The 13,653-nt window shown below is 68.2% G+C and carries 9 protein-coding genes; 2 read left to right on the top strand and 7 right to left on the bottom strand.

What is annotated here, in order from left to right; all coding sequences use genetic code 11:
- A partial coding sequence (locus tag VFZ09_RS17230) for a hypothetical protein (RefSeq protein WP_329728669.1) occupies window positions 1–202 on the top strand: 202 nt, incomplete at its 5' end.
- A gap of 476 nt (window positions 203–678) precedes the next feature.
- Here VFZ09_RS17230 and VFZ09_RS17225 read toward each other — a convergent pair.
- The 5 genes from VFZ09_RS17225 to VFZ09_RS17205 all read right to left on the bottom strand — a co-directional run bounded on the left by VFZ09_RS17225 (window position 679) and on the right by VFZ09_RS17205 (window position 7,761).
- Window positions 679–1,413: a hypothetical protein gene (locus VFZ09_RS17225; RefSeq protein WP_329728668.1), complete on the bottom strand. Its 735-nt coding sequence runs from the start codon at window positions 1,411–1,413 to the stop codon at window positions 679–681.
- A gap of 869 nt (window positions 1,414–2,282) precedes the next feature.
- The gene (locus tag VFZ09_RS17220) at window positions 2,283–4,652 is read right to left on the bottom strand and encodes an SH3 domain-containing protein (protein WP_329728667.1); all 2,370 of its coding nucleotides are present in this window, start codon (window positions 4,650–4,652) and stop codon (window positions 2,283–2,285) included.
- 3 nt (window positions 4,653–4,655) lie between these two features.
- Window positions 4,656–5,444, bottom strand: coding sequence for a PP2C family serine/threonine-protein phosphatase (locus VFZ09_RS17215; RefSeq protein ID WP_329728666.1), 789 nt, complete (start codon window positions 5,442–5,444; stop codon window positions 4,656–4,658).
- Window positions 5,445–5,457: 13 nt separating this feature from the next.
- Complete coding sequence (locus VFZ09_RS17210; protein ID WP_329728665.1) at window positions 5,458–6,102, bottom strand: vWA domain-containing protein; 645 nt, start codon at window positions 6,100–6,102, stop codon at window positions 5,458–5,460.
- A gap of 129 nt (window positions 6,103–6,231) precedes the next feature.
- Window positions 6,232–7,761, bottom strand: a complete 1,530-nt coding sequence (locus VFZ09_RS17205) for a carboxypeptidase-like regulatory domain-containing protein (RefSeq protein WP_329728664.1) — start codon at window positions 7,759–7,761, stop codon at window positions 6,232–6,234.
- Window positions 7,762–8,725: 964 nt separating this feature from the next.
- Here VFZ09_RS17205 and VFZ09_RS17200 point away from each other — a divergent pair.
- Window positions 8,726–8,908: a hypothetical protein gene (locus VFZ09_RS17200; protein WP_329728663.1), complete on the top strand. Its 183-nt coding sequence runs from the start codon at window positions 8,726–8,728 to the stop codon at window positions 8,906–8,908.
- An 86-nt stretch (window positions 8,909–8,994) separates the two neighbouring features.
- On the opposite strand, the gene VFZ09_RS17195 is transcribed toward VFZ09_RS17200, so the two are convergent.
- A complete protein-coding gene (locus VFZ09_RS17195) occupies window positions 8,995–9,780 on the bottom strand; it encodes a hypothetical protein (protein ID WP_329728662.1) in 786 nt (261 codons plus the stop codon).
- Window positions 9,777–13,454, bottom strand: a complete 3,678-nt coding sequence (locus tag VFZ09_RS17190) for a hypothetical protein (protein ID WP_329728661.1) — start codon at window positions 13,452–13,454, stop codon at window positions 9,777–9,779. The genes VFZ09_RS17195 and VFZ09_RS17190 overlap by 4 nt, the downstream gene beginning before the upstream one ends.
- Window positions 13,455–13,653: the final 199 nt, after the last annotated feature.

Here is a 13,653-nt window from a genome sequence, read left to right as displayed (position 1 = left end):
CGACCGGGCCTTGTTCGTCGTCCTCCACCCTCGGTGGTTTCGCTCCTGGTGGGAGCAGAAGGTCGAGCACCTCAACGCCAAGAAGGTGCGCATCCCCTGGATGAACGACCGCCTCGTCCTCTACTCGCTCGACGCCCCGCTCCCAGAGAGCCCGGAACCGTCAAGTGCTCCCTCGACGGCCCCATCGGACGTTCGGTGCTAGTGGAGTGTCCACGAAGTTTTTCGACATAGTCGCGGAGCGAAGAGTCGGGCTGCTTCCGGGGGCGAACATGAGCAACTGGTCCGATTGTCGGACCAGTCGGAGCATCTCGCGGAGGGAAGGTGTTCCCATCGGGAGTTTTCGGCCTGAGCGCTGAGCGCTCCCCTTGCAGTATCTTCGGAGCGCCGACCTACAAACAGGCCAACACTTCCCGCCTATAGCCCCGCGCGGGATCCTGTTTCGACTATGTCCAAGGACTTCGTGGACAGTCCACTAGTACTACTGTGTCATAAACGTCTGCCTTTCCCTCTGGAACGACCGGCTCCAACAGTTCTACCAGCACGCCCGAGGAGAGGTCCGAGGCGTATGTCCCCTCGTGCGTGGGGGCGTGCGAGCAAAACTAGACGTTTATGACACAGCAGTACTAGGTAGCCATGAAGATTCGATGGGAACCCTACTTGTGGACCGCCCCCCGGGGCTCAGCCCTCACGGTCAATGGTCACCTCGAAGCTCTGGAAAGTATACAGCTCAGCAGCGTTGTTCGCAAAAACGACGAATGAGATAGCCTTGGACCGGTCGATGGGCAGGCTCTCCTGGTGTCGTCCGGCTAGAAGGCCGATGCGGCTGATGAAAAACACCGGCGTATTGGACCCGGCAACCGGTCCCAGTCGAATGAGGATCTCGAAATTCTGGGCATTCTGACCTGGGCCGCCAAGGGGTATTATAGCACGAGAGGCAAGGTTATCGCCATACATCCCCAGCAAGACCCATGCCGCGCCGTCAGCGTTGACCTCATCACCCTTCTGTATTCCAATGAACCTTGTTCCGTCTGTGACTCCGAAACCCGGGTCGTTATCGCTGCTGGCAACCACTTGGTTGACAACGATTCGTACCAAGTAGGTCTCGTCAGGTTTGAAGGTGTTGGGAGGCAACAGCGGGACTGTGAGCAGACGCGTTTGTTCGTTTCCAGTATCAGCGGGGCCGAAAGAAACCTCTGTATCGGTGATATCGAAGACGCGCGCGCTGTGAAAGTCGGCGTTGGCCTGCAGCCACCTCGGAGTCATCAGCCGCGAGTAGAGTCGTGCGGGGCCAGCGAGGTGATCGACGGTGATACCACCGCTCGTGACCTCAAGTGGACTGGCCGCAGTGCCGCTTCCCGAGAGCCCTCCTCCCGCCGCCAGAACCAGCGGCGCTGGCTCGCCCTGAGGGCCCACCGGTCCTCGGGGCCCGGTCTCTCCTTGCGGACCCGCGGGCCCTTGAGGCCCCGGAGGACCAGCAGTCCCCTGTGGACCCTGCTTGCACCCAATCAGAAAGCATACCGCCAACGTGAGCATCCAGTAACGCAAGAGTCTCCCTCCTGTAGTAGTCAGCAACGGCCAGGAAGCATGAGCTTCAATTGCTCCACAGGCAAGCGCTATCTGCGTTAGCGAAAAACGCAAGGAGGCTGCATCTGTTTCGGTGGTTTGCAATTGGGGGACTGCTGGAGGAAATATCATCCCTGGCGAGGGTTTTGATGGCGCTCTGCTCAGGAGATCATCCGTCAGAGGGATACGAACTCGATTCATCTATACTGGCGCTCTGCCTGGGCTCTCTTCCCAATTCAGGCCCCCAATTCGGCGTCCCTCTGGAGGCAGGATTGATTCAAAGTCCGCAGGAGAGGATTTGAAGAGGCGGAGAGCAGGCCCAGACATTCACAGACAAAAAGGGGGCATCCCTCCGGACGGCGCTTGAAAGAAGGGCGCCGTGGAAGGACAGCGGTGAGGAGCACAGGCCGAACAGCCAGGGGAGATGAGGCGCGGGGGACCGTAGAGGCAGTGCCATAGCGTGCCAGCAGGTCCCCGAGCCAGCGCTTGCGGCGCGCATCCCTGGACAGGTCCTGGAGCTGGAGCCGGTACAACCGGCGGAACAGCTCCACGTCTCCGGCGCGCTCGACGTTCTGGAGCCACTGCTCGAAGAGTTCCGCGGAGGGCCCCTTGAAAACGGACTGGGGGCGGCCTTGCGTGTCGAAGGTGAACTGCGGGAACCGGGCGAGGACTGCGGACTCTCCACGCGACCCCTCCCGGTACGAGCGTACCCGAAGGGCTCACGGCGGAGACCAGCAACCTGGACCCGTCCACCCCTCGCGGCCTCCCGCGAGCACCACCTTGCGCCACCCGCCCTCCTCCTCCACCACCTCCAGCCGGCTTCCCGCCGTCAGCCGCTCCAGTACCGGAGCTCCGGTGGTGGCCTCCTCGCGGGCCAGACAGTCCAGGGGCAACACCGCTACCTCGGCGGGCTCCTCGGGCGCCCGCGCCACGGGAGGCGGTGCCAGCTTCACCGGCTCCACCGTGCTCGTCGTGGCCCGGTTCACCAGCCCCACCACGCCGCCCAGCATCACCGCCAGGACCATGGCCAGCAGGACGCGCCGGTCCTCCCACACCGGAGGCTTCAGCGCCGCCTCCACCGTCGGCCGCGCCGCGGGCATTCCCAGCGTGGCCCGCATCACCCCCTGCCGCGCCTCCTCCAGCTTCGCCGCCAGCTCGCCCGAGCGCTTCGTCATCTCCCGCGACCACGTCCGCAGCGGCGCCACCTCCGCCTCCAGCCGCGCGCGCAATGACGCCTTGCGCTGCAGGAAGTGCGACACCAGCGCCCGCCGCTCCGCCTCGCTCACCGCCAGCCCCGGATCGAACCGGAAGCCCTTCTCCACCTCCTTCGCCCAGGCGATCAGCTTCGTCGTCCGCACCTCGCCGAAGCCCGGCACCTGCCTCACGTCTTCCTTCAGCACGTCGTACGCGGACTCGATGCCCCAGCGCACCAGGTTCGCCTTCAGCACCTGCTTGATGCCGTCGATCTCATGGTCCTCGATGAGCGCCGCCCGCAGGAACTGCTCGCGCTGCATCGACTCGCGGTGCTGGAGCTGCCGCCGCTGCTCGGCCTCGAACTCCGGCTGCAGCTTGCCGTACTCCGCGCGCAGCCCGTGCAGCAGCTGGCGCGCCCGATCCGCCATCCGCTGCAGCTCGTCCTTGAAGCGCTCGCCCTCCGTCTGCGCCGCGGCCAGGGCCGCCTCCGCCTGGCGCAACAGCCCCTGCTGCTCGGCCACCTCCACCGGAAGCCGCTGATGCTTCCGGCTCAGCCACCACACGACCGAGGCACTGCCCAGCAGCGTGCAGCCCGGCACCAGCAGCAAGCCGCCCACCTGGAGGGAGGCCAGCATCACCACCCACCAGCCCACCGTGGCCAGCACCCCGCCCACCAGCATGGCCACGCTGGCCTGCCGCACCCGATCCACCTCGGCCTGGAGCTCCGCCGGCAGCCGGTCCGGAAGCGCGGGCATCGGCGGAGGCGTCACGGGCGCGAGGAGGTTCGGCGCCAGCAGCCGTTGCGACTCGGTCCACAGCGGCTCCAGCTCCTGGAAGGTGCAGGTGAAGCCCTGGGGCCCCGGCGCCGTGTTCTGCGGCGCGCCGAAGAAGGCCACCCCGCGCGTGGCCATCATCTGGCACCACGGGCAGGACGGCAGGTGCTGCGGATACTTGTGCGTGGGCTCCTGGGCACAGCTGCGCAGCGAGCGCGCCAACGCCTGCAGGGCCCGGTACCACTCGGTGGCGCTCGGCCGCCCCACCCGTGGCGCATCCGGCGCGAAGGCGTCCTCGAAGAGCCGGGCCAACTCCGGCGTCAGCGTCTCCAGCGGCAGGTGGATGGCCGGCGGCGTCATCTGCAGCGCCCGCGCGTTGCGGCCATACGCGAAGCGGAACTCACGGATGGCCCGCTCCGGCGTCATCTCCCCCTGCCCCGTGAAGACGCCCGTGAAGGGGTGGCGCCCCAGGAACAGCAGGTGGAAGAGCAGCACCCCCAGGCTGAAGCCCTCGTGCGACGGCGTCCGCTCCAGCCCCCGGAAGGGCTGGCCCTGCAGCTCGGGCGGCGTGAAGAGCGGCACGCCCACCTCGCAGCGGTACACCCGGTTGCCCGCGCGAATCTGGAACGAGTCACAGTCGATCAGCCGCACCGTGGCATCCCGCGGCGACACCAGCAGGTTGCTCTCGTTGACGTCCCCCACCAGGTGGCCGACCGCGTGCAACTCCTCGAAGACGCTCGCGCAGTTGAGCGCCGTCTGGACGAGGAAGGACCAGTCCGCGGTGGGGAACTCCTTGCGGCGGCTCGCCGTGGAGTACAGCAGGTGGATGGGCTTGAGGCCGCTCACCCGGGGCATGGTGAAGCCCCGCACCGGACCTCCCGCCCGGCCCTCGTGCAGCACCTCGTGCGGCCAGGCCGCCAGCTTCTCCACGCCCGGCGGAGGATGGGCCGCCATCCACGCCAGCTTCTGGCCCTGCTCGGCCGGCGGCGCCGTCAGGTACACCTTCGCCACGCGCTGGGCGTCCTTCGGCAGCACGTACACCACGCCCTCGCCCCCGCGCCCCACCTCCGGGCCCAGGGCCACCCGCTCACCCCGTGAATTGAAGAGGACGGGCTGGGACACGTGCTACCCGGGTTCTGGCGAGGACTCGCGCCCCGCTCCAGCGCCCACCCTCACGGCGAGCACGAGCGTCTTGTCATCATCCGTGCGCTCGTTCACCGCGGGCGAGTCCAGGAACGAGCGCAGGGGTACCACCAGATCCTCCGGATTCGCCGCCCCGCGCAGCGCGGTGAACAGCGGCTCGAAGAAGGGACGGTGCACCGAGCGCGAGGCGAAGTGCAGCGCCAGCATCTGCAAGCCATCGGTGAACAGGGCCACCTCGTCCACCGGCTCCCGGCCCGCCACCTGCAGCACCTGCTCCAGGTCCGCCGAGGTGACGAACCACGTGGTGTTGGCGTACTCGCCCGCCTGCGGCCAGAAGATGGGCACGTAGCCCTCGCCCTCGCGCACCACGATGGCGCCATCCCCCACCTGCGCGAAGACGGCCGCGTGCTCACCCACCACCGCCGTCAGCAGCGTGCAGGACAGCTCGCGCAAGGGCACCTCCCGCCGGGCGGCCTCCTCCTCCAGCGCCCGCCGCACCTGCCGGTACCAGTCGCGGATGCGCTCCGGATCCTTCACCGCCTCCGCGCCCTCGCGCTCGAGCGCCTCGCAGGCCACCTGCACGAAGCGGCGGCACGCCAGCGCCGAGCCCTCCTGGCTCAGCCCCGCGCTGCCCGCACCGTCCGAACACGCCACCACCAGGAAGGACTCCTGCCCGGGGCTCGTGGCCGTCCCCTCGCAGCTGTCCTGACAGGGCGTGGCCGAGCGCCGGTGCGAGGTCCCCTCCAGGGACTGCTGGAGCAACCTCCACATCGCCATCCCCGTCCTATACGGAAGCCCAGCCGCCGGGTGCCGCCGGGTTGGCCAGCCGCACCTCGTCCGTCGTCTGCGAGCGCGAGACGGCCTTCTGCGAGTTGGACAGCCACTGGAACAGGTCGCGGAAGCGCAGCCCGTCCAGCTTGAGCGGCTCGCGCACGGAGATCTGCTTGAGCACGTCCAGGTTGGCCCCCTCCACGCCCACGGCGAAGAAGGAGAAGGCCTTGCTGGCCTCGCCCTGGCGCACGCGCTCGGCGGCGGCCTGCCACCCGTCCGTGGGGCCTCCATCCGTGATGAGGAAGATCCATGGCCGGTAGAAGAGGATGCCGTTCTGCCGGTAGAGGCTCTTGCGCGCCGCCAGCATGTCCGTGGCGCGGAGGATGGCCTCGCCCATGGGGGTGTTGCCCTCGGCCATCAGCGCGTTGGGGAAGAAGGCCTCGGCGGTGGAGAAGTCGTGCAGCGTCTGCACCTGCCCCCCGAAGGTGACCACCGCCACCTCCACCCGCTTGGACGCCAGGCTGTCGGCGGCCAGCTCGTCACGGTACTGGAGCAGTCCCGCGTTGAGCGCCTCGATGGGGCGCCCATTCATGGAGCCGGACGTGTCCAGCAGCAGCACGCACGGGCAGCGCGGCTCCGGGTTCTCTGCGAACGACAAGGCTCCAAACGGTACTTGCTCGGCCACGAGGCTCCCTCTCGGGTGCGCGGGGCGGGTCTCCCCCCCAAGGTGGACGGTGGATCTACCAGGGCGGCCCCGGGTTGAACAGGCACGGTTCGTCCACACCCCTCACGGGCGGCGCTCCTCCACCGGGGGCCCTCGAAGCAGTTTGAGGCGCAGGTTCGCCGCCGGCAGGCGCACCTCGCCCCGGGCCGCCTGGAACCGCTCGCCCGGCGACAGCTCGTACGCATAGCGCCCCGGCGCCAGCCCATCCACCTCGAAGCTCCCATCCCCCGCCGTCGTGGCGCCGCCCCCGCCCCGTCCGTCGAGCGCGGTCAGCACGATGCGGACCCCTCCCACCCCGCGGCCTCCCGGGTCCACGATGCGCCCCTTCGCGGGTGCCGCGGGCGGAAGGACGGCGTCGGCCGGGAAGGTGTCTCCCGCCTTCAGCTCCCCAGAGAGGGGCTCCGGTGGGGAGACGTGGCCCCGGGCCCTGAGGGAGAGCCGCACCTGGCCCGGCTCCACGCACTCGAAGCGGAAGCGCCCCTCGGTTGAGGTGGTGGCGAGCAACTTCCGCCAGGTGCCCTCGCGGCCGAGCAGCAGCTCCACCTCCGCCCGGGGGATGGGCTCGCCGGTGGGACGCGAGACACGCCCGGACACCTCGGCGCAGGGCTCCAGGGTGAGCCGGACGTCCGTGAGGTCCCGATCCTCGGGGATGAGCACCGTGGCCGTCGCGAGCTCCCGCCCCTCGCGCACCGTCAACGCGTAGGAGCCGGGCGGGAGGCCCGCCAGGTGGAAGTCGCCCTCCTCCCGCGTCTGGATGAGCCCCTGCAATCCCTCCCCCTCGAGCCGGACGCGGAGGCCCGCCCCGCCGTTCCCGCCCGCGCGGAGCACCCGGCCCGAGAGGCTCCGGGGTACATAGAGGTGGAGGGTGGTGCCCTCGGCCCCCACCGGGCCCGCGTCCGCGAGGCGTCCGGGCAGCGAGGCGACCACGTGGTACTCGCCCGTGGGCACCGGAGGGAAGGTGGCCTGTCCTCCGGCATCCGAGACCGTCAGGAAGGCCTGGCCTCCCACCTGGGGCAGCAGTGCGACCCGAGCCCCGGACAGTGGCCGCCCCGAGCCTCCGTCCTCCACGGCCACCTGGATGTTCCTCCCCTTCTCCAGGGACACCCCGACCACGTTGGCCCCGGCGGGAACGGCGGCCAGGAAGGCGGTCCCCTGCGGGCCACTGGCCCAGAGATCGTAAGTGGATGCCCGGAGCTGGGTGAACTCGAACCAACCATCGGGACCCGTCACGGTCCGGGCCATGGGCGCCTTGAGGCCGAGCCACTCCGCGGTCTGCGCCAGCTCGCCCTTCATCGCGCCGCACCCGGGGTCGAGGATCGTCATCCCGGGCACCCCGGAGGAGCAGGCCCGCGCGGACAGGGGCACATCGGCATGGGGGACGGCGCTCACCGTCACGCCGCCCACGGGCTTGCCCTCCCACGTCACCACGCCCCGGAGGACGAGCGGCCCGCTGGGGAGCGGCTCCCGGGGAGGCTCGGCCGGCCCCTGGGAAACGGACTCCCCGGAGGACGGGAGCGCACCGGCCTCGTGCGCACAGCCCGAGGCCCCGAGCACGAGGACTCCCACCACCACTGCTGCCAACAGGCGCGACACACCAGGCTCCCGGACGTTCATGAGACGGCGGGGACTCTACCCTGCCCGCACTCCCTCGGCGTCCAGGAGCCGTTCCCCGTAGGGGGCTGATACCTGCCCCCGAGCAACATGCCACCCGGACCGGGATTGCCCGCGAGGCCTCGACAGGCACCGCCGGAGCGAGCGCTCCGAAGCAGGTAAAAAAAAAGAACCGGCGAGGATTGCTCCCCGCCGGTTCCGGCACTCTCCGCTGGCGGAACCGCCAACGGCCAGTGGCCCTCGACGAGAAGCACTGTAGCATCTTCGTGGCCCCACGTCAGGGTGCCCCCGTACGGCTGTTGTCCTGGGAGGTCGCCCCACGTGGGATGACCTGTCAGGACCAGTCCCAGAGGAGAGACTGTCGCTCGGCGACTCGTCGGACTTGCAACCGCAAAAGTCGTGTGATGGGGACATACTTCCCAGACCCACCATGCTGCGTGGGGTATCCCACCTACTACTCCGAAGGTTGTTTGACCCTACGTGACAATTCACGTAGTCTCCGGAAGTACGCGGCTGGGGAGCCGCTGACGGCTGGTGGCCCTCGACAAGCTTCACCTGCCTTCAAGAGCCCCCCACCGCGTGCATCAAGCGAGGCCGAGAGCCGCCCGGCGGTTTGATGCACCCACGCGGCGGCAGGGAGGGCTCATGCCCATTGAAACACGTGTGCCCGAAGAGGGCTTGAATCGTCGGAGTTGGACAGGGGAGTGCCGTTCAATGGCCAGCAGAGGGGGGCCGCTCGTCCGCGGCAAGTACCGGACAGCCGTGAAGGAGTGAGGGGATGAGCCCCCTCACCTGTGGGAGGTGCGGCGCCGTCGAGCCGCCCCGTCCCCATTTCGGCGGCCAGGTCTGCCGCGCGAGGCGCTTCATTCAAGCGATGGAGCGTCGCGGTTTCGCTCGCGTTCCAGCCCGGCGTTGGACGCGCGCACTCCGGAGAGCGGGAGCCCCGGTGGTCCACGGTCCCGTGTCCGTCGGCCGGACGGGCAACTGGGTACCGGCGGAGTACCTCACCGCGCTCGTTGAGCACCGCCGGAACGACGAGTTCCGGAGACTGCCCTTCCACCTCCAGGTGGCCGCGGTGGTGTGGTGGGTGCGGAGGGGCAGTCGAGCCCTGTACTCCGCTCCCGCCTGAGAAAGCCGGCCACGGCCCGGGCACTGCTTGGGGTGCCCGGGCCGTGGTGTGCCGCTGAAACCGGGGCCGCTCGGGTTCAGCACCCGTCATTCATTCCGGAACCACTCCGCCGGGATGCCCAGCGCGGAGAGAATCCGAGCCGGTGAGCGCTCGCCCTTGATGTCGCTAGCAACTCGCAGACGCGGAAGGTCATCGGCTGGCTGGGCGAACTCTTCGATGCCCTCACCCCCTCGCCTCACGGTCACAAAAAACTCCTTCAGGTCGGGCGAGGCAATCACCGCATACACGGTCGCGTGGGGAATCCGTTCCGACACAGTGATGTCGGCGTACCCTATGTCGCCAGTTCCGCTGGCAATGAGGAGCCCTCGCGGCGTGTCCTCGAGGCGATAGCGCCCCGGAGTGAGTGGCTCGCCAGCCTCCTCCTCCAGAACCCGAATCGCCTCTTGTGCCCGGACTCCTTCCACCAATGCGACGGCCTGCAGTGGTTTCCTCGCGGACGAGTCCGAAGACGCCTCGCTGCCTGGCAGCGGACAACCGAGTGACTTCGCCAGGGATTCTGGATCCTCCTCCAGGACATCCGGACTGCCCTTCCTCCAGGACATAACGGTCCACGGGTCGTTGGCGCGCTCAATCGAGTACACGGGCTCGTCACATTCGAGCGAAAGTTCCTTGGCGATTTGAATCTCGGCGCCTACGTCAACGGGGTTTGCCCCCACGAGGGCGTGGTAGCGGCCACTTCCCAGGCTCATCTCAAAAGGCGGCCCTTCTTCGTCCTCCTCACCTTTTTCCAAACACAATGCATCGTAGGCGCGGCTCTCCAGCCATGCCGGCTCACCTGAAGCCAGGACCGCCCAGAGTGGCCACCGGCTCATGGCGCACCTCCAGACAGATCCTCCGGAAGCTTCATTGCCACCCGCAGCTGCTTCGTCTGCTCCAGTATTTGGGCTTCGTCTATCTCCACGACCTGTGTGCCCCGCGCGTTTCTGCGTAGGAATCTCTCCAGCTTCTCCCTGGTGGGCCCACTCAGCTTGTCTGTAATGACGAGGAACGGCCTCCCTCGGGGCGCCTTCGCCGCATCGGCGAGTTGTTCGAGGAGGTGCTGAAGCTGATTTGCAAGTACGGCTTGCTGTTTGCTGATCGGTTGCGTGCCTTGCCTGGCATCCCATGCATTGAGCGCCATGCGCCACCTGTCTTTATTCCAGCCCTTTGCTTCCACTCCATGTTGAAGTCGCAAACCAAGCATCGCCGTTATCTCATTGTCGATGACGTGCCCCCCTGCCAATGGAACCTGTCGCCCCGTGAGCCGGAAGCCCGGGAAGAGCTTCTGAGCATTGCGCTCTGTCAGCATCTCCACCGCGATGCCTCGGAGTTGCTCACGCGCCCGCCGTTGCACCGCGAAGGTCCACGGTTCCGTCGCCGCCTGCTGGAGCAGTTTCCAAGCCGTCTTCTCGTTCATGCCCATGAAGTTGAGGTACTCGAGATTCAGTTCCGTCGAGCGCAACCACCCCAGGTCAACGCTGCCCCGGCGCGCTTTCCTCGCCAGTTCAGCCACTGCCTCGGCTTCCAGTTCCGGGTGACTGACGAGCCACTCGGCCTCCTTCAGGAATGCAAGCGGGTCCTTCAGGCGCCGTGCTCCTGAGTGCCGCAGCAACTCCGCGAGCGCCGGTTTCACTGCACCGCGCGTGGAGGAGCGCAGCGATTCCACGGCAGCGAGGTACGCCTGGGCCTTGTCAGCCGGCAGTGCCGCCGCGCGCCGCGTCACCGCACCGTAGGCGAGCGCCATCTCCCGGCTCTCAGCGGCCAGCAACTTCAACGCTTCCAGCGTCTTCTCGGCCTCCTCGGCCGAGAGCCCCGCGCCGCGAATGCCGCCGAGGGCTCGTGCAGCCGCCATCTCCCCTCGGATGGCGAAGAAAGCCTGCTTGAAGGTCTCGGCGCCGCCAGGGAGGGAAAACCGCAGGCCGTCCGGTGTCGCAACGGCCTTGCCTTCGGCGAGCGTCCGCTCCAGCGTTTTCACCAGGGCCTGGACGGACTCCACCGACTCACGCAGTCCAGACGAGGCTCGGGCGCCAGCCGCGCTCAACGCCAGCCCTCCCCGGTGCGCCAGCTCGCTTCCCATGCCCGAGTTGGCGAGCTTGTAGATGTCCCGGGCAGCCAGCGCCACCATGGTCGCGTCATGTACTGCGAGAAAGTCCCGTCCCTCTGGCGTCTGCGACAGCTCGTCCCGGTACGTGTCCACCACCGCCAGGGCAGCCACCAGGGAGATGCGGCCCACGAAGAGGCGCACCGCCGCTCCGCGTGCTGCCGCCAGCGTGCCGCCTTGCGCTGCCGTGGCTGGCACTCCTGTCCACAGCGGTGCCTTCGTCAGGGCAGAAACAGCGCCGTACACCATGTGCATCTCGCTGATGCGGCTCACTGCCGACCACACGAGTACCTTGTCCGGCGTGGAAGCGAGCAGGGCCAGTTCCATGGCCGTCATCAGGTGCGTGCGCGGTTGTGGCCCGTGCACTTCCACCCGCACCCATTCCAGTGGGTGCAGAGCCCGGCTGCGCGGCGCCTCGTCCACCGACGACAGGTAGCGGGCCTGGAACTCGTGCCGCACCGGCTTGAAGTACAGGGCCATGCGCCTGGAGGGCCCCAGCGCTTCTCCGGGCAGAGCGGGTTCGGCTCCCAGGCGCACCCCCTGCTGTGCCTCCCACGCCTCCGGCGCCAGCAACACCGTGGACACCTGCCCATGAGGGACGTTGAGCAGGTGGGTCGTCTCTCCCTCTCGCCCCAGGTGGAAGGTGGGCAGGGACTCGAGGAGGTCCAGCACGAGGGGAAACGAGGCGAGTGCCTTCTGGGTGAAGGCTTGTCCCAACAACACCTTGCTGTCCTGCGCGTTGCTGCCGAGCAGCTTCTCCAGCGCCCCACTCGACGTGAGCTTGCGCTCCAGGGGTGGAAACTCCCGGTCAGGCGTGGACAGCAGTACACGCGTGAGCAGGTGCACTGCCTCCTCCTTCATGTCGGAGGTGAGCACAGGGCCTATGAGGAGGGTGTTGATGACGCCCAGTCGCTCGTCCGGAGTGAGTAGGGCAAGCACGTCATGGTCGAGGGAGACAAGGGGCTGGGGCGCTTGCGGTGTCGCCGTGGCGAGGGCTGTCTGGAGGAGCTCTCGTCGCAAGGCCGCCAGCTCGCCCGTACCGGCTCCCAACCCCGGCCGCCAGTCCCCCGGTCGAATGAGGAGCGTGCCTGGGTAGTACCAGTAGGCGTTGCCCTCGGGGTGCTCGAGCGGGTCGGGAGCCGCGGCAACAGTGTTGAATTCGGCGCTGTAGCCCCGCCAGCGCCCGTCCTCCCCGGGGATGATGACGCGCGGGCTTCCACGAGGAGCGTTGCGCACGCGCAGCTCCGCACGCTCCAGGGACGTCTCCTCGGTGAGCAGCAGCAGGGTGCGCACCTGGACGCTGGAGCCATCGGCGAAATAGAAGCGGCCCACCACGCTGCCCGGGGCGAGGACGGGCGAGCCATCCGTGACGCTGTCGCTCGCCTTGTAGCGTTTGGAGCGCAGAGCGATGGCCTTCCGCAGGGGCTCGGCGGCCTCTCCGAGGATGAGCCCGCGCTGCGACTCGTCCCTCAAGGGTTCGAGCGCCTGGAGGTACCGGTCGAAGTAGCTCTGCCCGGCCCCATCCAGAACGTGCGAGCGTTGAGCCCAGCGCAGGCCGCGCTCCACCAGTGCGGAGGCCCCGGCCCTGCTCAGGGATGGCGCCGAAAGCTGGGAGCGGCTCCAAGCGACATCCGCCTCCAGATGCGCATCCAGGGCACGGCGCAGGGTGGCGAGCAACTCCGGCACGAGCGCTGGCGGGTGGCGCACGCGCACGCAGACGTGGAGGCCTTCCACAGCGGTGGAGGGAGGCGCTCGGGGCTCGATGTCGAAAGCACCCGCCTCCGCGGCATCCCCAAAGAGCCGCGAGGCTATTTCCTCGCGCGAGGCATACCCGGCAACCCACAGCAGCTCGGGCCGAGCCGGGTCCACTTGAACGGGGATGGGAGCCAGTTCATGCGAGAGGAGGGCCTGCGTGCCGGCCTCGTCCCCGAGCGTGTCATCCTGCTCGGGCTCGGACGGTTCGTCCTCCAGCCACTCTGGTGGAATCTCCTCCGTGGGGGAGAGGCGCCAGGTGCGCTCCAGGGCGGGCTCCCCCGCGTGCTTCCAGTCCCATTCATAAGTAAGGGTGAGGTGCTCTCCGGCGCCCACTCCCTCTGGAACGTCTACCTGCACCTCCTCCTGTCCGCGCTCGCGGTTGACAACCCGTGGCAGGGTCTCGGGCGGGTAGGCCTCGAGCGGGTCCACCCGCAGCCGCTGGTCCTCACCCCAGCCGAGCGCGCCTGCGGCGATGACTTCCGCACCTGCCTTCACCACCAGGCGGCCGGGGTCCACTATTCGAAGGGAGAGCATGCCCTCCTTCCAGTCCTCCAGGCGGGGGCTGAGGGCTTCGGCTCGTGAATGCGCTTCGGCCGAGAGCGTCACCCTCACCCGTCTCAACTCCGCGCCGGCCGCGCTCATGCTGGCCATGAGACAGCTCGCGAGCAGGAGAGCCTGGAAAACTCCCCAGAGATTCAGGGCTACCAGGACAGTGCCAGGGCCGTCCCCGTCAGGGCGCTTCCGGACGACGATTGCATGGTCCTTCGCCATACGGGGTGCCCCTTGGAACGACAACCGCCCGAGAAGGTACCGGGGATGAAGGGAGATTGCACACGAGGCTTCGACAGTC

This window comes from Archangium sp. (genome assembly GCF_036277355.1).
Classification (GTDB): domain Bacteria; phylum Myxococcota; class Myxococcia; order Myxococcales; family Myxococcaceae; genus Archangium.
This window is presented reverse-complemented; position numbering and strand designations above follow the sequence as displayed.